The organism is Pseudomonas sp. Irchel 3F3 (genome assembly GCF_900187545.1).
Classification (GTDB): Bacteria; Pseudomonadota; Gammaproteobacteria; order Pseudomonadales; family Pseudomonadaceae; genus Aquipseudomonas; species Aquipseudomonas fortuita.
The window spans coordinates 253,810-279,476 of sequence record NZ_FYDS01000004.1 but is presented as its reverse complement, the minus strand read 5'-3'; the positions used below and the strand labels follow the sequence as shown (position 1 = coordinate 279,476).

Below are 25,667 nucleotides of genomic sequence, written 5' to 3'. Positions count from 1 at the left end.
ATGAGCCTGCGCGCTGCGCTGTCGATCCTTGCGCTTTCGCTGCTGGCCGGCTGCGTGTCGGGCGGCGCGGGCGACCCCTTGGCCAGCCGCCAGGGCAGGGTGGAAGCGGGGCGGGCTTATGTGCAGCTAGGTCTGGGTTATTTGCAACAGGGTTTGACCGGGCAGGCCAAGGCGCCGCTGGGCAAGGCCCTGGCCCTCGACAGCCGTGATGCCGACGCGCACGCCGCCCTGGCGATGGTGTTCCAGGCCGAAGGCGAGCCGTTGTTGGCCGAAGCGCACTTTCACAAGGCCTTGTTGGCCCGCGCTGGCGATACGCGAATTCGCAACAATTACGGCAGTTTCCTTTATGCTCAGGGGCGATTTGCCGAGGCCCAGCAGATGTTTCGCCTCGCCAGTAGCGATACCCTGTATCCTGAGCGCTCACGCGTGTACGAGAACCTGGGCCTGACTGCCCTGAAGCTCGAACGCCGCGACCAGGCGCACGCGTATCTGCTCAAAGCGTTGCAACTCAACCAGCGGCAACCAAAAGCGTTGCTGGAAATGGCTGAGTTGTCCTACGAAAACAGGCATTATGTGCCGGCCCGGGACTACTACGATCGTTTCAGCCAGTTGAGCGACCACGATGCCCGTAGCCTGCTGCTGGGTAGCCGCCTTGCCAGGGTGTTCGACGAGCAGGGCACACTGGCCGAGCTGGGCCAGCAATTACAACGACTTTATCCCGGTACGCCGGAATATCAGCAATACCTGTCGGAGCAACGATGAACGCCGCGCATCCCGAAGTAGCAGTAGCGCCTGGCCAGAACCCCGGTGAGCTTTTGCGCCTGGCCCGTGAGAAGCGGGACTGGTCTCAAGCCGAGGTGGCCCGCAAGCTCAACCTCACTGTCAGTTCGTTGAACCATGTGGAAACCGGCGCCTTCGACAAGCTGCCCGGTCATACATTCGCCCGTGGTTATATTCGCGCCTATGCCAAATTGATGGACCTTGACCAGGCCACCCTGGTAGAGGCCTTCGACCGCTACACCGGTACCCACGCCAAAGGCAGCGATGTGCACTCGCTGGGGCGTATCGAAGAGCCAGTACGCCTGTCGCACAATATTCTGCGCGGCGTCAGCCTGCTGTTGTTGGTGGTCGTGGTCGGCGGTGGCTTCGTCTGGTGGCAGGACCAGGGCAGCCTGCGTGGCAAGGACCTGGCCAAGATCGCCCTGGAGCACGTCGAAGTCGAAAGTGCCGACGGCACCACCCAGATTCACCCGCTCGACGAACCTGAAGATCAGGCGGTTACCGCAGGCCAGCAGCCCGAGAGCGCGCCGCTGGCACTGGAGCAGGGCACTGCCGAGCAGCCTGCCGCTGCCGCCGAACAGGCGCCGGCAAGCCCGGCGCAATTGTCTGCTGCCGCACCCGCCCGGCAGGCGCCTGCGCAATCTGCAGCCAACGTAGCGCCTGCGCCGGTAGCACCAGCTGCACCGGCCGCCGCTGCGCCTGTAGCACCTGCAGCTGCCGTGGCCGCTGCCGAGCCCGCCGCAGTACCGGCAGGCAGCGCCAAGGTCGCCATCCAGTTCACCGCCGATTGCTGGACCCAGGTGTCCGATGGCAACGGCAAGGTGCTGTTCAGCGCCGTCAAGCGCAAGGGGGACAACCTCGAGCTGACCGGCAAACCGCCGTTCGCGGTACGCCTGGGCTTTGCCCGGGGCGCCCAGGTCAGCTACAACGGCCAGGCCGTCGATGTTGCCCCGTTCACCAGTGGCGAGACTGCTCGCCTGAAGTTGGGACAGTAAGTCATGCACGGCGAATCTCCGATCAAACGTCGCGAATCCCGCAAAATCTGGGTCGGCAATGTGCCGGTGGGTGGTGATGCACCTATCGCGGTGCAGAGCATGACCAACACCGATACCAACGATGTCGCCGCCACCGTGGCGCAAATCCAGCGCCTGGTCGATGCCGGCGTGGATATCGTGCGGGTTTCGGTGCCGGACATGGACGCGGCCGAGGCGTTTGGCAAGATCAAGCAACAGGTCAGCGTACCGCTGGTTGCCGACATCCACTTCGACTACAAGATCGCCCTGCGCGTGGCCGAACTGGGCGTCGATTGCCTGCGGATCAACCCGGGCAATATCGGCCGCGAAGACCGTGTACGCGCCGTGGTCGACGCTGCCCGCGACCGTGGTATCCCCATCCGTATCGGTGTCAACGCCGGTTCTCTGGAAAAGGATCTGCAGAAGAAGTACGGCGAACCCACCCCGGCGGCGCTGGTCGAGTCGGCCCTGCGCCATGTCGAACATCTGGACCGCCTGAACTTCCAGGACTTCAAGGTCAGCGTCAAGGCCTCCGACGTGTTCATGGCCGTCGAAGCCTACCGCCTGTTGGCCAAGCAGATCGTGCAGCCACTGCACCTGGGCATCACCGAAGCCGGTGGCCTGCGTTCGGGGACGGTGAAATCCGCCGTCGGCCTCGGTATGCTGCTGGCCGAGGGCATCGGCGATACCATCCGTATCTCGCTGGCGGCCGACCCGGTCGAAGAAGTGAAAGTCGGCTACGACATCCTCAAGTCGCTGCACCTGCGTTCGCGTGGCATCAACTTCATCGCCTGCCCGAGCTGCTCGCGGCAGAACTTCGATGTGGTCAAGACCATGAACGAGCTGGAAGGGCGCCTGGAAGACCTGCTGGTGCCGCTGGACGTGGCGGTGATCGGTTGTGTGGTCAACGGCCCCGGTGAAGCCAAGGAAGCCCATGTAGGGTTGACCGGCGGCACGCCGAACCTGATCTACATCGACGGCAAGCCGGCGCAGAAACTGACCAATGACAACCTGGTCGATGAGCTGGAAAGGCTCATCCGTCAGAAAGCGGCCGAAAAGGTCGAAGCCGACGCGGCGCTGATCGCCCGTGGCTGACACACAGAATTCGTAAGGACTTTTCGTGAGCAAATCGCTGCAAGCCATCCGTGGCATGAACGACATCCTGCCAGAACAGTCGCCACTGTGGCGCTACTTCGAAGGCACCGTGGCCGGTCTGCTGGACACCTACGGGTACAGCCAGATCCGCACGCCGATCGTCGAGTTCACCGAGCTGTTCAAGCGCTCGATCGGTGAAGTGACCGACATCGTCGAAAAAGAGATGTACACCTTCGAAGACCGTAACGGCGATTCGCTGACCCTGCGTCCCGAAGGCACCGCCGCTTGCGTCCGTGCCGTGCTGGAACATGGCATCACCGGCAACGGCCAGGTGCAGAAACTGTGGTACATCGGCCAGATGTTCCGCCATGAGCGCCCGCAGAAGGGCCGTTACCGCCAGTTCCACCAGATTGGCGTGGAAGTGTTCAACCTGGACGGTCCGGACATCGACGCCGAGCTGATCATGCTGACCTGGCGCCTTTGGGGCCTGCTGGGCATCCAGGACGCGGTCAAGCTGGAGCTTAACAGCCTGGGTACCAGCGAAGCCCGCGCGCGCTACCGTGACGCGCTGGTCGAGTTCCTCTCGGCGCGCCTGGAGCAACTGGATGAAGACAGCCAGCGCCGCCTGAAGAGCAACCCGCTGCGTATCCTCGACAGCAAGGACCAGAACACCCAGGCGGTGCTGGTGGGTGCGCCGAAGCTTGAAGATTACCTGGACGAAGCGTCGCGCGTGCACTTTGAAGGCCTCAAGGCCCGCCTGGACGCCGCCGGCATTCCGTTCGTGATCAATACCAAGCTGGTGCGCGGCCTGGACTACTACAGCAAGACCGTATTCGAGTGGGTCACCGACAAGCTGGGCGCCCAGGGTACCGTGTGTGCCGGCGGCCGCTATGACGGCCTGGTCGAGCAGATGGGCGGCAAGCCGACCACCGGCGTCGGTTTCGCCATGGGTATCGAGCGGCTGATCCTGCTGCTGGAAACCCTGGGCAAGGTACCGGAATCCATCAGCCGCCAGATCGACGTCTACCTGTGCGCCTTCGGTGAGCAGGCCGAGCTGGCAGGCCTGCGCCTGTCCGAAACCCTGCGCGACCGCTTGCCGGGCCTGCGCCTGGCGGTGAACGCAGGCGGTGGCAGCTTCAAGAGCCAGTTCAAGAAAGCCGACAAGAGCGGGGCGCTGTTCGCCCTGATCCTCGGTGACGAGGAACTGGCCAGGCAAGAAATCGGCTTCAAGCCCCTGCGTGGCCAGGGCGAACAACAGAACATTGCCTGGGATGCTCTGGCAGAGCACCTGGAAACCGCGATCGCGCAAGCGTAACGCGGTTCAACAAGCGAATAGGCGAAAAGGAGTATTGGGGTGTCGAGTACCGATGATGATGACCTGGCAGGGGTCAAGGACTGGTGGAACCGCAACGGCAAGCCGCTGCTGACTGGCGCGTTGCTGGCAGGCGTGGTGGTGTTGGGCTGGAATACCTGGCACAAGTACCAGAACAACCAGTCCCAAGGTGCCTCGCAGCTGTATCAGGCGTTGATTGAAACCAGCCTGACGCCGACTGGCCAGCCAGACGCCACCAAGGTCGCGGAACTGGCCAGCAAGCTCAAGAGCGAGTTTGGCGGCACCGCTTACGCCCAGTACGGTAGCCTGTTCGTAGCCAAGGTCGCGGTCGAGAGCGGCAAGCTCGACGACGCCGCTGCCGAGCTCAAAGGCGTGCTGGACAAGCCGGCCGATGTGACCCTGGGCGAGATTTCGCGCCAGCGCCTGGCTCGCGTGCTGGCAGCCCAGAACAAGGCCGAGGATGCCCTCAAGCTGCTGGACGGCGACGCCGACAAGGCTTTCCTGGCCAGCCGTGAAGAATTGAAGGGTGACCTGCTGGTGCAGCTGGGTCGCGCCGACGACGCGCACAGCGCTTACGAGAAAGCCAAGGCTGCGCTGTCGGATGAGGCGGCGGTCGGTGGCCTGCAATTGAAGCTGGATGACCTGGCTAAAGGGGACGCGTAAGTGATCGGTTGGAAACATGCAGCAGTGCTGACCCTGGCCGTACTGGCCGCCGGTTGCAGCAGCAACAGCAAGAAGGAACTGCCCCCGGCCGAGCTGACCAAGTTCACCGAGGAAGTGGTGCTGAAGAAGCAGTGGAGCCGTTCGATCGGTGACGGCCAGGGTGAGACCTACAACACCCTGGTACCGGCCATCGAGAACGACCGTATCTACGCTTCCGACGTCAACGGCGAAGTCTTCGCCCTCGACCGCATCACCGGTGATGTGGTGTGGAAGAAGGACTTGGAGCTGCAGGTTTCCGGCGCGGTTGGCGTGGGCTATGGCCTGGTCATGCTCGGTACCCTCAAGGGTGAAGTCATCGCCCTGGACTCCAGCACCGGTGAAGAGCGTTGGCGCTCGCGCGTGACCAGCGAAGTGCTGGCCCCGCCTGCCAACAACGGTGACGTGGTCGTGGTGCAGACCCAGGACGACCGCCTGATCGGCCTGGATGCCGCCACGGGTGACCGCCGCTGGATCTATGAGAACTCCCCGGCCGTGCTGACCCTGCGTGGCACCGGTGCACCGATTGCCACCAATCGCCTGGCCGTCGCCGGCCTGTCCACCGGCAAGGTGGTCGCGGTGGACATCAACAACGGCGTGCCGGTGTGGGAAAGCCGCGTGGCCATCCCCAAGGGCCGTTCCGAGCTGGACCGTGTGGTTGATATCGACGGCGGCTTGCTGCTGTCTGGTGGTACCCTGTACGTCAGCACCTACCAGGGCCGTGTAGCTGGGCTGGACCTGGAAAGCGGCCGCGAGCTGTGGCAGCGCGATGCTTCCAGCTATGTAGGTGTCGCACAGGGCTTCGGTAACGTCTACGTCAGCGAAGCCTCGGGTACCGTGGAAGGCGTGGATGAGCGCTCTTCCAGCGCCCTTTGGAGCAACGACAGCATGGCTCGCCGCCAGTTGACCGCTCCTGAAGTGTTCAGCAGCTACGTGGCTGTGGGTGACTTTGAAGGTTATCTGCACCTGCTGAGCCAGGTGGATGGCCGCTTCGTTGGTCGTGAACGTATCGACAGCGATGGCCTGCGCGCCCGCCCACTTGTGGTCGGCGACACCATCTATGTCTTCGGCAACAGCGGCAAGCTCGAGGCACTGACCATCCGCTGAAGCTATGCTTGAAACCTTGGCGGGTTTCAAGCTGCGGCGTAGGACACGCCGCCCAAACTCCGGCCGCTGCCTTGCAGCGGCCTTTGCATTTTCAAGAATTCGAGAGTGGAGAGCCGATGGTTCCCGTAATTGCCCTGGTGGGCCGCCCGAACGTCGGCAAATCCACCATGTTCAACCGCCTGACCAAAACCCGCGATGCAATCGTGGGTGACCTGTCAGGCCTGACCCGTGACCGCCAGTATGGTGATGCCAGCTGGCAGGGTCGTTCCTTCATCCTGATCGACACCGGCGGTATTACCGGTGACGAAGTGGGCATGGATGAAAAAATGGCCGAGCAGTCGCTCATGGCCATTGAAGAAGCCGACTACGTGCTGTTCCTGGTCGATGCCCGCGCCGGTATGACCGCCGCCGACCAGATGATTGCCGAGCACCTGCGCAAGCGCAACAAGTCGGCGATTCTGGTCGCCAACAAGATCGACAACATCGACCCCGACGTGGCTCGCGCCGAGTTCTCGCCGATGGGTATGGGCAACGCCATTCCGGTGGCGGGCTCCCAAGGTCGTGGTATCAGCGTCCTGATGGAAGCTGTGCTCGGCCACCTGCCGCGTGATGCCGAGGAAGAAGCCCTCGACCAGGACGTCGCAGAAGGCGAGGAGGCCGTGCGCATTCCTGGCCCAAGCGAGAAGGATGGCATCAAGATCGCCATCATCGGCCGCCCGAACGTCGGCAAGTCGACCCTGGTCAACCGCATGCTCGGCGAAGAACGTGTGGTGGTCTACGATGAGCCGGGTACTACCCGAGACAGTATCTACATCCCGTTCGAGCGTGATGGTGACAAGTACACCTTCATCGACACCGCCGGGGTGCGCAAGCGCGGCAAGATCCACGAGGAAGTCGAGAAGTTCTCGGTGGTCAAGACGCTGCAGGCGATCAAGGACGCCAACGTCGTCATCTTCGTCATGGACGCCCGTGAAGGGGTGGTTGATCATGACCTGAACCTGCTGGGCTTCGCCCTCGAAGCCGGCCGCGCCATCGTCATCGCGCTGAACAAGTGGGATGGCATGGAGCCGGGTGAGCGTGCCTACGTGAAGACCGAGCTGGAGCGCCGGCTGTTCTTCGTCGACTTCGCCGACATCCACTTCATCTCCGCCTTGCACGGCACCGGCGTGGGCAACCTGTACAAGTCGGTGCAGGCCGCGTTCACCTCGGCTGTGACCCGCTGGCCAACCAGCCGCCTGACACAGATCCTTGAAGATGCGGTCAGCGAGCACCAGCCGCCGCTGGTCAACGGCCGCCGCATCAAGCTGCGCTATGCCCACCTGGGTGGTGCCAACCCGCCGCTGATCGTGATCCACGGTAACCAGACCGAGAGCATTCCCAAGTCCTACTCCCGTTACCTGGAAAACACTTACCGCCGCGTGCTGAAACTGGTCGGCACACCGATCCGCATCGAGTACAAGGGCGGTGAGAACCCGTTCGAGGGCAAGAAGAACACCCTCACCGACCGCCAGGTCAACAAGAAGCGCCGCTTGATGTCGCACCACAAGAAGGCCGAGAAGAAGCGCCGCGACAAGCGCTGATTCCGCGTCAGCTTCTTCGCAGGCTTGCCCGCTCCCACAGGTCCTCCACAGATTTTGAATATTGTGCAGCACCTGTGGGAGCGGGTTCACCCCGAAGAGGCCCTTTGATCCAGAGCAATCCCCCTATTGTTTCAACCTTTTTCCTGACTGCTTGATCCGCTATGCTCGGACTCCACCCCGTGCCGGATACACCCCAGGAAAGAGGGCTCCATGATCCGCAGCAAACTGCCGAATGTCGGCACGACCATCTTCACCACCATGTCCCAGCTCGCCGTGCAGACTGGCGCGCTCAACCTGTCCCAGGGTTTCCCTGATTTCAACGGCCCGCAGGCCCTGCTCGATGCAGTGGGCCGGCATGTGGCTGCCGGGCACAACCAGTATTCGCCAATGACCGGCCTGCCGGCCTTGCGCCAGCAGGTGGCGGCCAAGGTGGCGCGGCTGTATGGCGCACAGGTGGATGCCGACCAGGAAGTGACCATCACCCCTGGTGCCACCGAGGCGATCTTCTGTGCCATCCAGGCGGTGGTCCATGCCGGTGACGAGGTCATTGTCTTCGACCCGTGCTACGACAGCTACGAACCTTCGGTGGAACTGGCCGGTGGTCGCTGCGTGCATGTGCAACTGAGCGACGGCGACTTCCGTATCGACTGGCAGAAGTTCAGCGAGGCCCTGAGCCCGCGCACCCGCATGGTCATCCTCAATTCGCCGCACAACCCCAGTGGCGCCCTGATCACCCGCGAAGACCTTGAACAGTTGGCAATGCTGATTGCCGACCGCGATATCTACCTGGTCAGCGATGAGGTCTACGAGCATCTGGTGTACGACGGCGTCCACCACGCCAGCGTACTGGCGCACGAGCAGCTGTATCAACGTGCCTTTGTGGTCAGCTCGTTCGGTAAGACCTATCACGTGACCGGCTGGAAGACCGGCTATGTGATTGCGCCCCCGGCGTTGAGTGCAGAGCTGCGCAAGGTGCACCAGTACGTCAACTTCTGTGGCGTGACGCCGCTGCAGTGCGCCCTGGCCGACTTCATGGCCGAGCACCCTGAGCATATCGATGAACTGCCGGCTTTCTATCAGGCCAAGCGCGATCTGTTCTGCGGCTTGCTGGAGGGCTCACGCTTCAACTTTACCCGCACGGCGGGCACTTATTTCCAGCTGGTGGATTACTCGCAGATCCGCCCGGACCTGAACGATGTCGACATGTCGCTGTGGCTCACCCGCGAGCACGGTGTGGCGACCATCCCGGTATCGGTGTTCTACCAGCAACCCATCCCCGAGCAACGCCTGGTACGCCTGTGCTTTGCCAAACGTGAGGAGACGCTGCGTCAGGCAGCGGAACGACTATGCGCGATCTGAGCACACTGCCCAACCTGAAAGTCGCCCTGGTGCAAACGACCCTGGCCTGGCACGACCGCGAGGCCAACTATGCGCACTTCGAGGTGCTGCTGGAACAGGTCGGGGAGGTGGATCTGGTGATCTTGCCTGAGATGTTCACCACGGGTTTCTCGATGCAGTCCGAAAGCCTGGCCGAGCCGGAAAATGGGCCGACCTATAAGTGGCTGAGGGCCCAGGCGAAGAAGTACAACGCGGTGATTACCGGCAGCGTGATCATCCAGGCCGCCGATGGCAGCCACCGCAATCGCCTGCTGTGGGCCCGGCCGGACGGCGAAATTCTGCACTACGACAAGCGCCACCTGTTCCGCATGGCCGGTGAGCACAAGCACTACACCCCCGGTGAACGCCAGGTGCAGTTCGAGCTCAAGGGCTGGCGGATCCGCCCGCTGATTTGCTACGACCTGCGCTTCCCGGTGTGGAGCCGTGACGCTCAGGACACGGACCTGCTGCTGTATACCGCCAACTGGCCGGCGGCGCGCCGCCAGCACTGGAATCGTCTGCTGCCGGCGCGGGGCATCGAGAACCTGTGCTATGTGGCGGCCGTGAACCGGGTGGGCACGGACGGCAAGGGCTTTGCTTATTCGGGCGACAGCCAGGTGCTGGACTTCCAGGGCGAGAGCCTGCTCAGTGCCGGTGAGGCAGACGGGGTATTTACCGCCGTGTTGAGCGCTGCGGAACTGGCGGCGTACCGGGCCAAATTCCCGGCCAACCTGGATGCCGATACCTTCGATTTACACTGACAGCCTGTACCGGCCCTATCGCCGGCAAGCCAGCTCCCACAGGTAACCCACTGCCCTCGGGCCCGGTGCTGTACCTGTGGGAGCTGGCTAGCCGGCGATAGGCCAGTACCGGCTACATCAATGAATGATCAGTAAACATCTCGCCGATACCGCCCATCCTCGATCAACTGCTGCACAGCGGCCTCACCAAGCATGCCGTTGAGCGCCGCATCTACCCCCGCAGCCATCCCTTGCAGGCTGCCGCAGACATACACACAGGCGCCATCCGCCACCCAGCGCTTGAATTCGTCGGCCTGCTGCAGCAACACATCCTGCACATACACTTTCTCGGCCTGATCCCGCGAAAACGCAAGGTCCAGGCGTGCCAGGTCGCCGCTTTGCAGCCACCCTTGCAGCTCGTCACCACACAGCAGGTCATGCGCCTGATTACGCTCGCCAAACAGCAGCCAGTTGCGCTGTTCGCCAGCGTTCACCCGGGCCCGGATCAGGCTGCGCAGGCCGGCCAGGCCCGTGCCGTTACCGATCAGGATCATCGGTGCAGCTGCCTCCGGCAGGTGGAAGCCGCTGTTGCGCCGCAGGCGCAGGCTCAGCGTACCGTTTAGTGGCAGGTATTCGGTGAGCCAGCCAGAGCCCAGGCCCAGGTTGCCATCGCTATGGCGCTCCTGGCGTACGATCAGCTCCAGCACGCCATCACTGGCGATGGAGGCGATGGAGTATTCGCGGCTGCCGATTGGCACCAGAGCGTCGACCAGCGCTTGCGGCTGCAAGCCGATCAGGTGATCACGGCGCGCGGGCAACTGGCGGCCAGCGAGGGCTTGGGCAAGGGTTTCGTCCAGACCGTTCACGTGTACCCGTGCACTGGCGTCCAGCGCCATGCCTTTGAGGAACGCGTCGATCCTTGGTTGCCCATTGAGTGGCAATATCTCCACCAGGTCGCCAGCGTCCCAACTTGCAGGCTCTTCAGCCAGCAGGCCGAGCAAGTACACCGGCTGGCCTTGGCTGCCCGGGTTGAGCAGTTCGCGACGCACCAGTGACCAGTTGCCAAAGCTTGGCGGCTGCCAGGCGGCCACCGGCTGGGCGCCCGTCAGTTGTGCCAGTTCCTGCTGCCATTGCTGCAGGGCGGCCTGGTCGGCGTTGTCCACCTCCACTGGGCTGAATGCACTGCTGGCTCCGCGCTCTCCCAGCCAGGCCTGCAGGCGGCGGGCGAAGCCGCAGAAGTGCGGGTACTGACGGTCGCCGAGGGCGAGCAGGGCGTAGTTGAGGTTGTTCAGCGCCCAAGGCTGGCCGAGCACCTTGCGCTCGAACGCGCGGGCGCTGTCGGGTGCTTCGCCGTCGCCAAAAGTACTGACCACGAACAGCGCACGGCGGGCCTGGCGCAAGTCGTCTTCACGCAGTTCGGCCAGTGCACGTACCTGCACTGGCAAGCCAGCTGCCTGCAACTGGCCGGCACTTTGCCAGGCCAGTTGCTCGGCAAAGCCGCTTTGGCTGGCGAAGCCGATCAACCAGCTGTCGTCGCTGCCATTGCTGCTGGCAACGTTGCCACGGGCTGCGCGTACCTGGCGCTTCTTGCGGCGGCGGTCGAGGTACAGCAGCCAGCCCGTGACGAAGAACAGCGGCATGGTCAGGCTGGCGAGGGTGACGATGATGCGCCCTGGCAGGCCGAAGTATTCGCCAACGTGCAGGGCGTAGACGCTCTGCAGCAGTTGGGCCTTGAAGGATTTGTCGGCGTAGCGGTCGTGTTTTTTTACCTGGCCGGTGGCCGGGTCCAGCATCAGGGTGTTGAAGGCGCGTGGGTGGTCGGCGCTGTCCAGCAGGTAGAACAGGTTGGCTGGCTGGCCGCCAACCGGTGGCAGGCGCAGGTTGTACGTGGCAAGGCCTGGGCCTGCGGCGTCCTTGAGGTTGGCCCAGATGGCGTCATAGTCGACCACCAGCGGCGGGGCGTTCTTGTCGACTTTCTGCGGGCCGTGGCGGCCACGGCCTTCACCGCGTTTTTGTTGCTGGCCGGCTGCCGGGGCGTCGGCCAGCAGCTTGTTCAGGCCTTCGCGGTACCACTCATAGGACCAGAACAGGCCGGTAAGGGCGAACAGAAGATAGAACAGCAGGCACCAGGTGCCTGCCACGGCGTGCAGGTCCCAGTTGAAGGCACGGCCTTTCTTGGCCCAGTCGAAGGTCAGCCAGGTGCGCCAGTCCAGCGCCTTGCGCGGCCAGCGCAGGTAAAGGCCGGACAGGCAGAAGAACACCAGCATCAGGGTACAGGCACCGGTGATCTGCCGGCCGGTGTCGCCCATGGCCAGGAAGCGGTGCAGGTTGAGCATGAGGTTGAAGAAGCCTTGCCCGGCCACTTCACCTTTGAGTTCGCCCGTATACGGGTCGGCATAGCGCAGCTCGCCTCGGCGCTCGCCCGGTGCTGGCGTGAAGAAGATACGTGCGGCGTTGCCTTCACGCACATCCACCCACAGCATCGACACCTTGTCATGCTGCTGGGCTTCGACCCGTTGCACCAGCTCGGCCGGAGGCAGCACGCCTTCGGCGCGCACTTCTACTTTGAGTACATCGGCATTGAACGCACGCAGCAGTTCTTCCTGGAACGAGTACAGGGCCCCGGTGATGCCCATCAGGGCCAGCACCAGGCCAGCGGTGATGCCAAAGAACCAGTGCAATTGGAACAGCGTCTTCTTCACCACATCGATCACCTTGTGTTGCTACCGCAGACTGCGCGGCGTGCATTATGCCTTGATACGCAAAAGCCCCGCTCAATGAACGGGGCCCTTGGTTGTTGCTTTAGAAGTGCACGCTGGTGGTCAGCAGTGCAGTCCGCCCGGCCGCCTGGTTGGCGAAGTGGGTAGAGAAGGCCTTGTCGTAGTACACCTCGTTGGTCAGGTTCTGCACGTTCAACTGCAAGTCGACGTTCTTGGTCAGCTTGTAGGCGGCCATGGCGTCGTAGCGGACGTAGCTGTCAACCATGGTGGTGTTGGCCACGCTGCCGTACACGTCATCCACGTAGAACGCACCGCCACCCACGGTCAGCTTTGGCGTGATCGAGTAGGTCGTCCACAGGCTGGCGCTGTTGTTCGGGGTGTTCGGCAACTGGTTGCCATCGTTGGCCTTGCCCAGTGGGCCGCCGTCGATCTGGCGAGCCTGCATGTAGGTGTAGCCGGCGAATACCTGCCACTTGTCGGTGATCTTGCCGCTGGCCGACAGTTCGATGCCTTGTACGCGGGTTTCGCCGACGTTTTCGTAGGTGGTGGTGTCCACCTGGACGCGGGCGTTTTCCTTCTCGGTGCGGAACAGCGCCGCGGTCAGCGCCAGGCGCTGGTCGAGCAGGTCCCATTTGGTACCGATTTCGTAGTTGGTGGTTTCCTCTGGCTCCATGTCACTGGCCAACAGGTTACCGGTACGGTCCGGGGTGCCACCCAGCGGGTTGCCTTCTGTACCTTCGCCGAGCATCGAGCCTGGTGGCGTTGCAGAAGTGGCGTAGGACACGTAGATACTGCCGTTTTCCGCCGGTTTCCACACCAGGCCCAGTTGGCCGGTCACGAACTCGCTGACATCCTTGCCTTTGGCGGTGGTGGTGCCAGCAGCGTTGTAGGTCTTGTAGTCGGTGTCGAAGTGGTCGTAGCGCAGGCCCATGTTGACCAGCCACTCGGGGGTCAGCTCCAGGGTGTCGAACACGTACAGTGCACGGGTCTTGCTGTTGGTGGTGGTGCCGGCGTAGTTGCGCGAAATGGCACCGTTCCACGGGTCATCCGGGTTCGGGTTGCTCAGCGAGGTGCAGTTGTAGCCGCTGGTGGCACCGATCATGCCGGGGGTGCAGTTGGTATTGGCAGCGCCGCCAGGGACCGTGTCGGTGTCGACGGTGTAGGACGAACGGTCGCTCTCTTCGCGGCTCAGTTCGATACCGGTCGAGAAGCTGTTTTTCATGCCACCGACGTAGAACTCGCCGAACAGGTCGGTCTGGTTGGTGGTCGTGGCGGTGTTGCCCACGCGGGTATTGGCACGGCGCCAGACGCTGCCGTTGTTGACGTTGCCCTTGCTGTCGTCAGGCTGGGTCAGGATGTAGTCCTGCATGCTGTTGCCGTGACGCAGGGTGTTCTTGATGGTCAGCGAGTCGGTCAGGTCGTGCTCGACCGCGAAGGTGGCGATGTCTACACGGCTCTTGCGGAAGTCGCGACCGGTCAGGCCGTAGAAATTGTCGCTGTCGCCGCCGTCATTCGGCTTGCTCGGGTGGGCCGAGGTGCGCCCGGCGCTGCCGTTGGTCGGAATGGTGTACGGAATGCCCGAATCCGGCAGGTCATCGCTCTCCAGGTGGTAGTAGTCGAGGTTGACGCGGGTCGGCGTGCCCAGGCCGAAGGCCAGCGACGGGGCGATACCCCAGCGGTCGTAATTGACCTTGTCGCGGCCGGCGACGTTGCTTTCGTGGGTCATCAGGTTCAGGCGGCCGGCAACGGTATCGCTGAACTGGTAGTTGCCATCGAAGGTGTAGCGCTGGGTCTGGTCGCTGCCCCAGGTCCAGGCACCGTCCAGCGAGTTGCCCAGGTGCGCGCGCTTGCTGACCAGGTTGATGGTACCGCCGGCGGCGCCACGGCCACCGATGGCCGAGTTCGGGCCCTTGGCCACTTCCACCGACTCGATGGCGAAGATTTCGCGGGTTTGCGCGCCAGTGTCACGCACGCCGTCCAGGTACGTATCGCCCTGAGCGTCGAAGCCACGGATGAACGGGCGATCGCCTTGAGGGTTGCCACCTTCACCGGCGCCAAACGTGATGCCTGGCACGGTACGCAGGGCGTCCTGCAGGGTCAGGGCATTGGTGTCCTTGATCACTTGCTGCGGGATCACGGTAACCGAGCGCGGGGTGTCCACCAGCGGCGCGGTGTACTTCTGCGAAGCGGCTTTTTCGACCTTGTAATCGGTGCTGGCTTGTTCAGCCTTGCCGTTGACGCTGGTGGCATCGAGGGTGATGGCACTGCTGGCGGCCGGGTCGGCGGCATACACCGACGAGGCGCTAAGCGCGACGCCGATGGCGGATACGATCAGGCGTGGCGAACTCACTGCAGATGGTACGTACTGGCGCATTGCTAAGGACCTTCCCCAAGGTGTTGAGGCGGCGGATCTTAATGTAAGCAATTGTGACTCACAATTGAGATTCGTTACCATTCGTGAAGAATTTACAATCTTTACAATTAGCCTTTACGGTTTCATCAAGCTGAAACGTCTTAAGCGGCGAAAGGGCTTGTGTAGCGCAAAAGGGAATCAATATCATTGGCGCCTTTACATTTCCTAACGGTGCTGCCGCCATGCTGCTTCACATCCCAGGCCTGTTTGACGCTGACGAACTGGCCCGTATCCGCGAGGCGCTGGAGCAGGCCGACTGGGCCGATGGCAAGGTGACTGCCGGTTACCAGTCGGCCAAGGCCAAACACAACCTGCAGTTGCCGGAAGGGCACCCGTTGGCCAAGGAAATCGGCACTGCGCTGATCGACCGCCTGTGGAACACCCCGCGCTTCATGTCGGCGGCCCTGCCGCACAAGGTGTTTCCGCCGTTGATCAACTGCTACCGCGAGGGTGGCAATTTCGGCTTTCATATCGATAACGCCCTGCGTCAGCCCAAGGGCAGCCCGGAGCGGGTACGCACCGACCTGTCTTCCACGCTGTTCCTCAGCGACCCGGACAGCTACGACGGTGGTGAGCTGGTGATCCAGGACACCTATGGCGTGCAGCAGGTCAAACTGGCTGCCGGTGACCTGGTGCTGTACCCCGGCACCAGCCTGCACAAGGTCAACCCGGTGACCCGGGGCCAGCGTTATGCAGCGTTCTTCTGGACTCAAAGCCTGGTGCGCGAGGACAGCCAGCGGGCGCTGTTGTTCGAGATGGACAATGCCATACAGCAACTGACTGCCGATGTACCGGAGCACCCTTCGTTGCTACAACTGACCGGCACCTATCACAACCTGCTACGCCGCTGGGCCGAGGTCTGAGCCGTGTCTTACCAATTGCGGCGTGAAGAAGCGGTGGATGTCGCCGGCCTCAAGGCCATGCTCGAACACAGCCCCGGCCAAGCCGCCCAGGCGATCCTGGCGGCCGCCGGGCAGGGCGTGGTCGAGGCGCAGTTGCTGCTCGGGCAGATCCTGCTCGACGGGCGTGGCATCGAGGCGGATGAGGCCGTGGCGCGGCGCTGGTTCGGTATCGCCGCCCAGGGCGGCAGTGCCATGGCGCACAACATGCTTGGCCGGTGCCTGGAACATGGTTGGGGTGGCGATCAGGATGTGGCCCAGGCAGCCATTCACTATGCGCGCGCGGCCGATGTCGGTCTGGACTGGGGCCTTTACAACTTAGGCAACCTGTTGGCCACGGGGCGTGGGGTGCCGGCCAACCAGGCCCAGGCCCTGCTCTGTTACGAGAAGGCCGCGCAGATGGGCCATGCCAAGTCGATGAACCTGTACGGGCGCTATCTTGAGCTCGGCATTGCCACGGCGGCGGGCCCCGCGCGGGCCGTGCGCTGGTATCGGCGCTCGGCGCAGGCGGGAGACTTTCGTGGGATGTTCAGCCTCGCGACGGTGCTGCTCGAGCGAGGGCAGGCTGCTGAGGCCGAGCCTTGGCTGGCGCGTGCACGAAAGGAGGGCAATGTGAACTTCCTCAAGAGCGCACTGGCCACACTGCAGACTGGCGGGGCACCGATGGCAGCCTATGTGCAAGCCTATGCCGAAGAACTGCAGCAACGAGTTGCCGAGGAAACGTCCACAGCTTAGAGACATGCCTGCGCTTCGATAATCTCCTCGCCCTCAATCAAAACGTAGTGCGGGCGGGGGGATGAAAGGTATGACAGCAATAAACTTGGACACTTCTTTTACAGCCCAGCTGGACTGTCTTAATTGGGGCACGTCGATCAAGCCCGTAATGATCATCGAGAGTGCGTTCATGGACATGGCCGATTCTGGCTGGCTGTGCCTGCCTGAATCCTTCGATACAGTAAATACGACGCCGGTGACGCTGCGCTTCGATTTCATCGAGCGACGGGATAACCGTCGGCATTATCGGGTTACCTGCGTTACAGAGGGCTCGCACTACTTCGGGCGGCAAATGGATTCCAGTCTCAATCGATTTCTTGGTTTCTACCGATCAGTGTCCGACGATGTGTTCTGGAAGATCGAGGAGATTGGTGTGCATGGGGAAGGGGAGAACGCTCGTCCCGCATTCATTTTGCGAGATCGCCTGGGGTATACCGTGAAGATCAAAACCCACGGCCCGGGGCTCAGCCTCATTGCCTATCTGAGCACTCATAGTGTCACGAGCGATGAGGTGCACTTTACGTTGGCCGATTACAAGCCTCTGTGATGTACGGGGTATCGCTGCAGATAGAACGGGGCCTTGCGGCCCCGTTGTGCATTACAGGTAGTAAGCCTTCAGCGGCGGGAAGCCGTTGAATTCCACCGCGCTGTAGCTGGTGGTGTAGGCACCGGTCGACAGCCAGTACAGGCGGTCACCGATGGCCAGGTTCAGCGGCAGGCCGTATTTGTAGTTTTCGTACATGATGTCGGCACTGTCGCAGGTCGGGCCGGCGATGACGACTTCTTCGGCTTCGCCTTTCTTTTCGGTCCAGATCGGGAACTTGATGGCTTCGTCCATGGTTTCGATCAGGCCAGAAAACTTGCCCACGTCGGTGTAGATCCAGCGCTCGACGGCAGTGCGCGATTTGCGCGCCACCAGCACCACTTCGCTGACCAGGATACCGGCGTTGGCAATCAGCGAACGGCCTGGCTCCAGGATGATTTCCGGCAGCTCGTCACCAAAGTCTTCCTTGAGGAAGCGGATGATTTCTTCGGCGTAGGTTTCCAGGCTGTTGGTACGGGTGATGTAGTTGGCCGGGAAGCCGCCACCCATGTTGATCAGCTTCAGCTCGATGCCGTCTTCTTCCTTCAGGCGCTCGAAGATCACTTTGACCTTGGCGATGGCGGCGTCCCACACGCTGATGTCGCGCTGCTGCGAGCCCACGTGGAAGGAGATGCCATAAGGCACCAGGCCCAGGTCACGCGCGAGGATCAGCAGGTCCATGGCCATGTCGGTCTGGCAGCCGAATTTACGGGACAGTGGCCAGTCGGCAGTGGTGGAGCCTTCAGTCAGGATACGCACGTACACTTTCGAACCCGGTGCGGCCTTGGCAATATTGCGCAGGTCGGCTTCCGAGTCGGTGGCGTACAGGCGCACGCCCTTCTCGTAGAAGTAGCGGATGTCCTTGGACTTCTTGATGGTGTTGCCGTAGCTGATGCGGTCAGCGCTGACGCCGCGGTCCATCACCTTGTCCAGCTCGTAGATCGAGGCGATGTCGAAGCTCGAACCTTTCTCTTTGAGCAGGTCGATGATTTCGACGGCAGGGTTGGCCTTGACGGCGTAGTAGACCTTGGCGAACTCGAAGCCCGCACGCAGGTCGTCATAGGCCTGGCTGATCATCTGGGTATCGATGAGTACGAACGGGGTTTCCTGCTTGTCGGCGAACGCCTTCATTTTCTGGAAGGTGTCACGCGCGAAATAATCTTCGACCTGGATCGACATGCTCAGGGACTCCATGGGCAAACTGAAAATTTAAGTGGCTGCAAACTGAACGTCCTCCGTATCCCCACTTTGGTTCGCCTACTCAGTACTTGAGCCGGATGGATCGTTTCCAGCATGGACGTTCGGCGCGCACTTTAGGGCGTGAAGAATGCAGAATCAACAGGCAATCCGGGCGTGATCGACCTGGCTCGACGACCAGCCATGTGAATAACCGACTCGTGTGACCGGCTGATGTTCCCTGCGATGTTTCAAGCGTTAAATATTGTGGAATACACCGTATTGGCGCTTTGGCGGGTGAAGCCGCTTCCATAGGGATTGTGGAATGCCTGCAGGCGCGGGTTCACCTGCCAATGGGCCTCAGGTGTTCATATTTATGGCCACATTTTCCTGGTACCCACGTACAGGAAATCCTCCATAAATTTTTTGTTACCGACTGGCGGATTTGCTGGTTTTGATGCGAAACATTACTATTCGCACCCTTATCCGCCTCCCTGATGACCCAGACCGTGTCCGGACACAAAGGCTTCCTCGATCATTATCATGAGCTGATCGGCACCTGGACGCGCAAACTGCGCAGTCGTCAGCAGGCCGAGGACCTCGCCCACGATGCCTTTGTCCGGGTATTGGAAAACCCGCGCGAGCAGGTCGAGCAGCCGCGCGCCTACCTGCACCAGACCGCACGCAACCTGGCCGTAGATGGCTTGCGCCGCGAAGACCGCCGCCAGGCGCTGGCGCTGGAAGCCATCGACAATGGCACCACCGGCAGCGATGACCCGGAGGCCTATGTGCATGCGCTGGAACTGGCCGACAGCGTCGAGCGGGCGCTGGCCGAGTTACCGCTGAACTGCCGCCAGGTGTTCATCTGGCAGAAGCTCGAAGGCCTGACCCAGGCCGAGATCGCCGAGCGCATGGGGTTGAGCAAGAACATGGTCGAAAAGTATATGATCCGCACGCTCCGGCATTTGCGTGAGCACCTGGATGTGTCGGCATGAAGCGTCAGGAGACCTTTTCGATGAAACAGCACGGTACTGATACCGTCCGCGAGCAGGCGGCCGCATGGTTTGCCCGCGTGCAGGATGCGCCTCGGGATGCCGGGCTGCAAAACCAGTTGCGCGCCTGGTTGGCCAGCGACGAGCGCCACCGTCAGGAGTACCAGCACCTCAGCCGTGTGTGGCAGGCCGCCAACTTCATTCCACGCCAACGCCTTGAAGCGTTGTGCCAACCGGACCGGGTGCAGCAGTTGCCACGTCGGCGCTTCATGCGTCAGGCCCTGGCCGCCAGTGTGGCGGTGTTGGCACTGGGGCTGGGCTGGGGCGGCTGGCACTATCAACAACTGAATCACCAAGCCAGCGTGCAGACTGCCTTCAATGAGCGCCGCCAGGTCGAATTGCCGGATGGCTCGCAACTGGAGCTCAATGGCAGTACACAGTTGCAGGTCGAGTTCAGCGCTGGCCAGCGGCATATCCGCCTGAATGCCGGCGAGGTGATGTTCAGCGTCGCCCACGACAGTGCCAGGCCGTTTGTGGTGGACACAGCTCAAGGCCGTGTGACCGTGACCGGTACCCGCTTTGATGTGCGTCTGGACCCGGCCAGTACCCGTGTCGCGGTAGAGCAGGGTTCGGTGCGTGTGCAGGGCAAGGGCGCCGCCCTGGCGCAGCTTGCGGCTGGCCAGGGTTCGCACATAGATGCACAAGGCGCGGTGACCGCCGCCTACGCAGTCAATACGGCTGCCGTCACAGCGTGGCGCCAGGGCAAGCTGGTGTTCGACAACGCCACCCTCGCCGAAGTGGTGGCCGAAGCATCGCGCTACCGTAGCCAGCCGTTGCGCGTTGCCCCCGGTAAAGTCGCCCAGATGCGCCTTTCTAGTACCTTCAGCACCGACGACACCGACGCACTGTTGCGGGCCTTGCCGAGCATCCTGCCGGTGGCCATCAAGGCCCATGAAGATGGCTCCCGCGAAATAATCGCGAAATAGATTCAGGTTTTTTTTCGCTCGTTCGTCTTCCTCGCCAGCTGCAACTGCCAAGCATTTCCATTTGCATGCAGTTGGCGTTTATTCCGCATTCAGGAAGTTTCGACGACGTGAACAACAACAAGCCTTTATTACGCTTGCGCGCCCTGTCGCTGGCCTTGGCGGTCAGCGCCGTGACCGTCAACAGCCAGGCCGCAGAGGCGGGCAAAACCCTCCAGATCCAGGCCCAACCGCTGGGTTCGGCACTGAACCAGCTCGGCCAGCAAACCAACCTGCAGCTGTTCTTCAGCCCCGAGCTGGTGGCGGGCAAACAGGCCCCGGCGGTGTCCGGCAACCTGGCGCCGGTGCAGGCGTTGCAACAGTTGCTGCAAGGCAGCGGGCTGACCTTCGAGATGTCCCAGGACACCGTGGTGGTAAAGCCGCTGCCGACGGCCCTCGACCTGGGCAGCGGCAGCCTGGAGCTGGCGCCCACCGACATCAAGGTGGTCGGTGACTGGTTGGGCGATGCCCAGCAAAGCGTGGTGCAGAACCACCCCGGTGCCCGCACCGTGGTGCGCCGCGAGGCAATGGTTGAGCAGGGCGCGATGAGCGTGCGCGACGTACTGCGTGGCATCCCGGGTGTACAGGTGCAGGACTCCAACGGTACCGGCGGCAGCGACCTGTCGCTGAACGTGGGCGTACGCGGCCTCACCTCGCGCCTGTCGCCACGCTCCACCGTATTGATCGACGGCATCCCGGCCGCCTTCGCGCCGTATGGCCAGCCACAGCTGTCGATGGCGCCGATTTCCTCAGGCAACCTGGACAGCATCGATGTGGTGCGTGGTGCCGGTTCGGTGCGCTATGGCCCGCAGAACGTGGGTGGGGTGATCAATTTCGTCACCCGGGCGATTCCGGAAAAGGCCTCGGCGGAACTGTCCACCACCCTTGAAACCTCCCAACACGGCGGCTGGAAGCACACCGAGTCGGCCTTCGTCGGCGGCACGGCGGACAACGGCATGGGCGTGGCGCTGCTGTACACCGGGGTGAACGGCAACGGTTACCGTGAAAGCAATAATGGCAACGACATCGACGACGTCATCCTCAAGACCCACTGGGCGCCCACCGATGTCGATGAGTTCTGGCTCAACTTCCATTATTACGATGGCCGTGCCGACATGCCCGGCGGCCTGACCCAGGCGCAGTACGACAGCAACCCTTATCAGTCGCTGCGCGACTACGACTACTTCGCCGGCAGGCGCAAGGATGTGTCGTTCAAGTGGCAACGCCAGCTCGACGATGCCACCCAGTTCGAAGTACTGACGTATTACACCGACAGCTTCCGCGGCAGCGCCATCGCCTCGCGTGACATGAAGACCCTGTCCTCTTACCCGCGCAACTACCACACCTTCGCCATCGAGCCACGGGTGTCGCGCATCTTCTTTGCCGGCCCCACCACTCAGGAAGTCAGCGTGGGCTATCGCTACCTGAAGGAAGCGATGCGCGAACAGTCGACCCGCCTGGCGCTGATCGACAACGTGCCGACCGTGACTCCGACCTCTGACGGCCATGTGTTCCAGGACCGCAGCGGCGGCACGGAGGCCAGCGCGTACTACATCGACGACAAGATCGATGTGGGCAACTGGACCATCACGCCGGGCATCCGCTTCGAGCACATCAATACTGACTGGCGCGACCGCCCGGTGCTGGATGCCAACAACCGCCCGGTGGCGGAGAAGAAGCGCAGCATCACCAGTAACGAGCCACTGCCGGCCCTGAGCGTGATGTACCACATCTCCGACGCGTGGAAAGTGTTCGCCAACTACGAAACCTCGTTCGGGAGTTTGCAGTACTTCCAGCTGGGCCAAGGCGGTACTGGCAACAGCACGGCCAATGGCCTGGAGCCGGAAAAGGCCAAGACCTACGAAATCGGCACGCGTTATGAAAATGGCGGTTTCGCGGGTGAACTGACCGCGTTCTACATCGACTTTGATGACGAACTGCAGTACATCAGCAACGACGTAGGCTGGACCAACCTCGGGGCGACCAAGCACCAGGGTATCGAGGCTTCGGTGCGTTATGACCTGGCTGGGCTGGACCCGCGCCTGGAAGGGCTTTCGGTGAATGGTGGTTACACCTTTACCCGGGCCACGTATGAAGGTGAAATCCCGGGCTTCAAGGGCCGTGACCTACCGTTCTATTCACGTCAGGTGGCCACCGCCGGCGTGCGTTACGCGGTTAACCGCTGGACCTGGAACCTGGACGCCTATGCCCAATCCAGGCAGCGCGCACCGGGGACCGGGATCAATGCCGATGGCAGCTTCAACGGCGACTACATCACCGAGCCGAGTGCGGATGGGCAGTATGGTGATATCCCGGGTTACGTGACCTGGCATGCCCGTGGCGGGTATGAGTTCGGGCCAGAGATGTCCAACCTGAAGCTGGCGGCGGGGGTGAAGAACCTGTTCGACAAGCAGTATTTCACCCGCTCCAGCGACAACAACGCCGGCCTCTATGTAGGTGAGCCGCGGACCTTTTATGTGCAGGCCAGCGTAGGGTTCTGACTGGAGATTGCTGGGGCCGCGTTGCGCCCCATTCGCGGGACAAGCCCGCTCCCACAGGTACAGTGTCAGTCTCAAGGCTTGCGCCGTACCTGTGGGAGCGGGCTTGTCCCGCGAATGGGGCGCAACGCGGCCCCCGGCTTTCTACGAAACCACCGCTTCGGCTGGCGAGACGATGCTGGTCTTGGCCCCGCGCGATCTGCCCGAACTCAGGTACGCCGCAATCGACTCCTGCGTCACCTCGCCCAAAAACACCTGCTCGGCATCCAGCACCGGCAACCACGCCCGGTTGAACTCGTACATGCGCGACAGCAGGATGCGCAAATGTTCATCGTGCGACGCCGTGGCATTGAACGAACGCAGGAAGTCGCCACACGTCCCTTGCTGGCGGTGCATGTCACGTCGGCGCACATAGCCCAGTGCCTTGTTCTGTGCATCGGTCACCACGACATAGCGGCGGTCGTGCTCATCCAGCAGCTCGAGCGCATCGCTCACGGGCGTTTCCGGGCTCACCGATGGCGCGTTGTCCGCTGCATCCTCGGCGCGTACCAGCAGCAGGCGTTTGAGGGTGCTGTCCTGGCCAACGAAGTTGCTCACGAAGTCGTCCGCCGGGTGCGCCAGCAAGGTGTCGGGGTGGTCCAGCTGCAACAGTTTGCCGGCGCGGAAGATGGCAATCTTGTCGCCCAGCTTCATGGCCTCGTCAATGTCGTGGCTGACCATGATCACGGTCTTGTTCAGCGCCCGCTGCATCTCGAAGAACTCGTTCTGGATCATTTCGCGGTTGATCGGGTCGACCGCGCCGAACGGCTCGTCCATCAGCAATACCGGTGCTTCGGCCGCCAAGGCACGGATCACGCCGATCCGCTGCTGCTGGCCACCGGACAGCTCGCGCGGGTAGCGCTGCAGGTACTGCTTGGGTTCGAGCTTGATCATGTGCATCAGCTCACGCGCCCGCTCGTGGCACTTTTGCTTGTCCCAGCCGAGCAGGCGCGGGACCACGGTGATGTTCTCCTCGATGGTCATGTTGGGGAACAGGCCAATCTGCTGGATCACGTAACCAATGCGGCGGCGCAGGGTGACCTCGTCCAGCCCGGTAGTGTCTTCGCCGTTGATGAACACCTGGCCGGAGGTAGGGGTGATCAGGCGGTTGATCATTTTCAGCGTGGTGCTCTTGCCGCAGCCCGAGGGGCCGAGGAACACGCAGATTTCGCCTTCATTGACGGTGAGGTTCACCGAGTCGACGGCTTTGACGTCCTTGCCGTTGACGTTGAAGGTTTTGCTGAGGTTCTTCAGTTCGATCATGAGCGCAGTCCTTCTGGAGTCAGGGCACGTTGCAGGGTTTGCAGCAGCAGGTCGGCGATGATCGCCAGCAGGCTGACCAGTACGGCGCCGACCAGCAGCATCGACATGTCGCTGCGGCTGATGGAGGTAAGAATGAGTACGCCCAGGCCGCCGGCGCCGATGGTGGCGGCAATGGTCATGACGCCGATGTTCATGACTACGGCAGTGCGTACACCGGCGAGGATTACCGGTACCGCGATAGGCAGCTCGACCATGCGCAGGCGTTGGCCGAAGGTCATGCCAATGCCGCGTGCGGCTTCCCGGATACCGGGCTCGACATTGGTCAGGGCCAGGTAGGTATTTCGCATGATCGGCAGCAGCGAGTACAGGAACACTGCAGTGATCGCGGGTAGTGGACCCAGGCCTTGGCCGAACTTGGAGTAGAACGGCAGCAGCAGGCCGAACAGGGCAATCGACGGGATGGTAAGCAGCACCGTGGCGCTGGCTTGCAGCGGCCCGGCAACAGCCGGGAAGCGGGTCATCAAGATGCCCAACGGTACGCCGACGAGGATGGCCAGGCTCACTGCAACGCCCACCAGCATGATGTGCTGCCAGGTCAGTTGCAGCACCTGGGCCCAGTCCAGGTGGCTGAAGGTATCGATCAGGTTCATGGCTGGCCCTCGCTGTTCAGTGGGTGCTCGCGCAGGAAGGTGGCGGCCACGGTGCTCGGGTTCTGGTGCTGGACGTCAACCTTGGCGTTGAGCTGGCGCATGGTTTCGTCGTCCAGTTGCTCGGCCAGTGGCTTGAGCAGGGCGGCCAGTTGCGGGTTGGCGTCGAGCACGGCTTTGCGCACCACAGGCGCGGCGGTGTAGTCGGGGAAGTAGTGCTTGTCGTCTTCCAGCAGCTTGAGGTTGAACGCACTCAGGCGGCCATCGGTGGTGTACACCAAACCGGCGAACACCTGGTTATTGCGCATGGCGGTGTACACCAGGCCACCGTCCATCTGGCGGATGTTGCGCCGGTCCAGCGGCAAGCCGTACATCTCGCGCAGGCCAACCAGGCCGTCGGGGCGGTTGGCGAACTCGGTGTCCAGCGCCACCAGGTGGTTGCGCGGGCTTTCGTCACGCAGTACCTGGTTGAGGTCGCTGATGGTGTTGACCTGCGGGTAGGCGTCGGCCACTTGCTTGGGCAGGCCCAGTGCGTAGGTGTTGCTGAACTTCGACGGGGTCAGCCAGATCAGGTCCTTCTTTGCATCCAGCTCTTTGACCCTGGCGAAGGTGGCTTCGGCACTGGGCATGCGCTCGTCGATGTGGTTGTACGACACCAGCGAAACACCGGTGTATTCCCACATCAGATCAAGCTGGCCGGTTTCCTGGGCCTGGCGCGCGATGTTACTGCCAAGGCCGGTGGTGACGCGCACGTCAAAGCCATTGGCGCGCAGGTATTGCGCAGTGATTTCGGCGAGCACAGTCTGCTCGGTGAACACCCGCGCGCCGATGCGCACCAGCGGTTTTTCCGCTGCCTGGGCAAATCCTGCGAACAGCAGGGCCGCGCCCAGCAGCAAGGCGATTCTCTTGTTCATAGG

The 25,667-nt window shown here is 62.4% G+C and carries 21 protein-coding genes; 15 read left to right on the top strand and 6 right to left on the bottom strand.

The window, feature by feature from the left end; genetic code table 11:
- The 9 genes from pilW (at window position 1) to CKW35_RS09980 (ending at window position 9,745) form a co-directional block, all read left to right on the top strand.
- Window positions 1-762, top strand: a complete 762-nt coding sequence (gene pilW / locus CKW35_RS10020) for a type IV pilus biogenesis/stability protein PilW (RefSeq protein WP_016484977.1) — start codon at window positions 1-3, stop codon at window positions 760-762.
- Window positions 759-1,775, top strand: coding sequence for a RodZ domain-containing protein (locus CKW35_RS10015; protein WP_060517642.1), 1,017 nt, complete (start codon window positions 759-761; stop codon window positions 1,773-1,775). Before pilW ends, CKW35_RS10015 begins: the two co-directional genes overlap by 4 nt.
- Window positions 1,776-1,778: 3 nt before the next feature.
- Window positions 1,779-2,888: a flavodoxin-dependent (E)-4-hydroxy-3-methylbut-2-enyl-diphosphate synthase gene (ispG, locus tag CKW35_RS10010; RefSeq protein ID WP_016484979.1), complete on the top strand. Its 1,110-nt coding sequence runs from the start codon at window positions 1,779-1,781 to the stop codon at window positions 2,886-2,888.
- Window positions 2,889-2,913: 25 nt separating this feature from the next.
- The gene (gene hisS, locus CKW35_RS10005) at window positions 2,914-4,203 is read left to right on the top strand and encodes a histidine--tRNA ligase (protein WP_016484980.1); all 1,290 of its coding nucleotides are present in this window, start codon (window positions 2,914-2,916) and stop codon (window positions 4,201-4,203) included.
- A gap of 39 nt (window positions 4,204-4,242) precedes the next feature.
- On the top strand, window positions 4,243-4,884 hold the full coding sequence (locus CKW35_RS10000) for a tetratricopeptide repeat protein (protein WP_016484981.1): 642 nt from the start codon (window positions 4,243-4,245) through the stop codon (window positions 4,882-4,884).
- The gene (bamB, locus tag CKW35_RS09995) at window positions 4,885-6,027 is read left to right on the top strand and encodes an outer membrane protein assembly factor BamB (protein ID WP_003248513.1); all 1,143 of its coding nucleotides are present in this window, start codon (window positions 4,885-4,887) and stop codon (window positions 6,025-6,027) included.
- A 116-nt stretch (window positions 6,028-6,143) separates the two neighbouring features.
- Complete coding sequence (gene der / locus CKW35_RS09990) at window positions 6,144-7,607, top strand: ribosome biogenesis GTPase Der (protein ID WP_095115817.1); 1,464 nt, start codon at window positions 6,144-6,146, stop codon at window positions 7,605-7,607.
- 210 nt (window positions 7,608-7,817) lie between these two features.
- Complete coding sequence (locus tag CKW35_RS09985) at window positions 7,818-8,966, top strand: pyridoxal phosphate-dependent aminotransferase (RefSeq protein ID WP_095115815.1); 1,149 nt, start codon at window positions 7,818-7,820, stop codon at window positions 8,964-8,966.
- Window positions 8,954-9,745: an amidohydrolase gene (locus CKW35_RS09980; protein WP_095115813.1), complete on the top strand. Its 792-nt coding sequence runs from the start codon at window positions 8,954-8,956 to the stop codon at window positions 9,743-9,745. Before CKW35_RS09985 ends, CKW35_RS09980 begins: the two co-directional genes overlap by 13 nt.
- A 128-nt stretch (window positions 9,746-9,873) precedes the next feature.
- On the opposite strand, the gene CKW35_RS09975 is transcribed toward CKW35_RS09980, so the two are convergent.
- Window positions 9,874-12,429, bottom strand: coding sequence for a sulfite reductase flavoprotein subunit alpha (locus CKW35_RS09975; RefSeq protein WP_016484985.1), 2,556 nt, complete (start codon window positions 12,427-12,429; stop codon window positions 9,874-9,876).
- Between the two features lie 97 nt (window positions 12,430-12,526).
- The gene (locus tag CKW35_RS09970; protein WP_095115811.1) at window positions 12,527-14,818 is read right to left on the bottom strand and encodes a TonB-dependent siderophore receptor; all 2,292 of its coding nucleotides are present in this window, start codon (window positions 14,816-14,818) and stop codon (window positions 12,527-12,529) included.
- 221 nt (window positions 14,819-15,039) lie between these two features.
- Here CKW35_RS09970 and CKW35_RS09965 point away from each other — a divergent pair, with 221 nt between their 5' ends.
- The 3 genes from CKW35_RS09965 to CKW35_RS09955 all read left to right on the top strand — a co-directional run bounded on the left by CKW35_RS09965 (window position 15,040) and on the right by CKW35_RS09955 (window position 17,077).
- Window positions 15,040-15,720 (top strand): Fe2+-dependent dioxygenase, encoded by a 681-nt coding sequence (locus CKW35_RS09965; protein ID WP_060517636.1) that lies wholly within the window; start codon window positions 15,040-15,042, stop codon window positions 15,718-15,720.
- Between the two features lie 3 nt (window positions 15,721-15,723).
- Complete coding sequence (locus CKW35_RS09960; protein ID WP_016484988.1) at window positions 15,724-16,491, top strand: tetratricopeptide repeat protein; 768 nt, start codon at window positions 15,724-15,726, stop codon at window positions 16,489-16,491.
- A gap of 169 nt (window positions 16,492-16,660) precedes the next feature.
- Window positions 16,661-17,077 (top strand): hypothetical protein, encoded by a 417-nt coding sequence (locus tag CKW35_RS09955; RefSeq protein ID WP_054833427.1) that lies wholly within the window; start codon window positions 16,661-16,663, stop codon window positions 17,075-17,077.
- Between the two features lie 51 nt (window positions 17,078-17,128).
- On the opposite strand, the gene CKW35_RS09950 is transcribed toward CKW35_RS09955, so the two are convergent.
- Complete coding sequence (locus CKW35_RS09950) at window positions 17,129-18,292, bottom strand: type III PLP-dependent enzyme (RefSeq protein WP_012270610.1); 1,164 nt, start codon at window positions 18,290-18,292, stop codon at window positions 17,129-17,131.
- Between the two features lie 494 nt (window positions 18,293-18,786).
- On the opposite strand from CKW35_RS09950, the gene CKW35_RS09945 reads away from it, so the two are divergent.
- The 3 genes from CKW35_RS09945 to CKW35_RS09935 all read left to right on the top strand — a co-directional run bounded on the left by CKW35_RS09945 (window position 18,787) and on the right by CKW35_RS09935 (window position 22,804).
- Window positions 18,787-19,284 carry a sigma-70 family RNA polymerase sigma factor gene (locus tag CKW35_RS09945; protein ID WP_016484990.1) on the top strand — a complete coding sequence of 166 codons (498 nt, stop codon included), beginning with the start codon at window positions 18,787-18,789 and terminating at the stop codon, window positions 19,282-19,284.
- 20 nt (window positions 19,285-19,304) lie between these two features.
- On the top strand, window positions 19,305-20,267 hold the full coding sequence (locus tag CKW35_RS09940) for a FecR family protein (protein ID WP_095115946.1): 963 nt from the start codon (window positions 19,305-19,307) through the stop codon (window positions 20,265-20,267).
- 107 nt (window positions 20,268-20,374) lie between these two features.
- Window positions 20,375-22,804 (top strand): TonB-dependent receptor, encoded by a 2,430-nt coding sequence (locus CKW35_RS09935; protein WP_095115809.1) that lies wholly within the window; start codon window positions 20,375-20,377, stop codon window positions 22,802-22,804.
- Between the two features lie 141 nt (window positions 22,805-22,945).
- Here the strand turns inward: CKW35_RS09935 and CKW35_RS09930 are convergent, their stop codons facing one another.
- The 3 genes from CKW35_RS09930 to CKW35_RS09920 are packed head-to-tail and all read right to left on the bottom strand — an operon-like array spanning window position 22,946 to window position 25,664.
- The gene (locus CKW35_RS09930) at window positions 22,946-24,103 is read right to left on the bottom strand and encodes a betaine/proline/choline family ABC transporter ATP-binding protein (protein ID WP_095115807.1); all 1,158 of its coding nucleotides are present in this window, start codon (window positions 24,101-24,103) and stop codon (window positions 22,946-22,948) included.
- Complete coding sequence (locus CKW35_RS09925; RefSeq protein ID WP_016484994.1) at window positions 24,100-24,753, bottom strand: ABC transporter permease; 654 nt, start codon at window positions 24,751-24,753, stop codon at window positions 24,100-24,102. The genes CKW35_RS09930 and CKW35_RS09925 overlap by 4 nt, the downstream gene beginning before the upstream one ends.
- Window positions 24,750-25,664 carry a glycine betaine ABC transporter substrate-binding protein gene (locus tag CKW35_RS09920; RefSeq protein WP_016484995.1) on the bottom strand — a complete coding sequence of 305 codons (915 nt, stop codon included), beginning with the start codon at window positions 25,662-25,664 and terminating at the stop codon, window positions 24,750-24,752. Before CKW35_RS09920 ends, CKW35_RS09925 begins: the two co-directional genes overlap by 4 nt.
- Window positions 25,665-25,667 lie beyond the last annotated feature (3 nt).

Coding starts and splice junctions, on each gene's coding strand:
- der (WP_095115817.1), top strand. CDS start 6,144: ATGGTTCCCGTAATTGCCCTGGTGGGCCGCCCGAACGTCGGCAAATCC.
- CKW35_RS09980 (WP_095115813.1), top strand. CDS start 8,954: ATGCGCGATCTGAGCACACTGCCCAACCTGAAAGTCGCCCTGGTGCAA.
- CKW35_RS09970 (WP_095115811.1), bottom strand. CDS start 14,818: ATGCGCCAGTACGTACCATCTGCAGTGAGTTCGCCACGCCTGATCGTA.
- CKW35_RS09955 (WP_054833427.1), top strand. CDS start 16,661: ATGGACATGGCCGATTCTGGCTGGCTGTGCCTGCCTGAATCCTTCGAT.
- CKW35_RS09945 (WP_016484990.1), top strand. CDS start 18,787: ATGACCCAGACCGTGTCCGGACACAAAGGCTTCCTCGATCATTATCAT.
- ispG (WP_016484979.1), top strand. CDS start 1,779: ATGCACGGCGAATCTCCGATCAAACGTCGCGAATCCCGCAAAATCTGG.
- CKW35_RS09950 (WP_012270610.1), bottom strand. CDS start 18,292: ATGTCGATCCAGGTCGAAGATTATTTCGCGCGTGACACCTTCCAGAAA.
- pilW (WP_016484977.1), top strand. CDS start 1: ATGAGCCTGCGCGCTGCGCTGTCGATCCTTGCGCTTTCGCTGCTGGCC.
- CKW35_RS09920 (WP_016484995.1), bottom strand. CDS start 25,664: ATGAACAAGAGAATCGCCTTGCTGCTGGGCGCGGCCCTGCTGTTCGCA.
- CKW35_RS09985 (WP_095115815.1), top strand. CDS start 7,818: ATGATCCGCAGCAAACTGCCGAATGTCGGCACGACCATCTTCACCACC.
- CKW35_RS09925 (WP_016484994.1), bottom strand. CDS start 24,753: ATGAACCTGATCGATACCTTCAGCCACCTGGACTGGGCCCAGGTGCTG.
- CKW35_RS10015 (WP_060517642.1), top strand. CDS start 759: ATGAACGCCGCGCATCCCGAAGTAGCAGTAGCGCCTGGCCAGAACCCC.
- CKW35_RS09930 (WP_095115807.1), bottom strand. CDS start 24,103: ATGATCGAACTGAAGAACCTCAGCAAAACCTTCAACGTCAACGGCAAG.
- CKW35_RS09965 (WP_060517636.1), top strand. CDS start 15,040: ATGCTGCTTCACATCCCAGGCCTGTTTGACGCTGACGAACTGGCCCGT.
- CKW35_RS09940 (WP_095115946.1), top strand. CDS start 19,305: ATGAAACAGCACGGTACTGATACCGTCCGCGAGCAGGCGGCCGCATGG.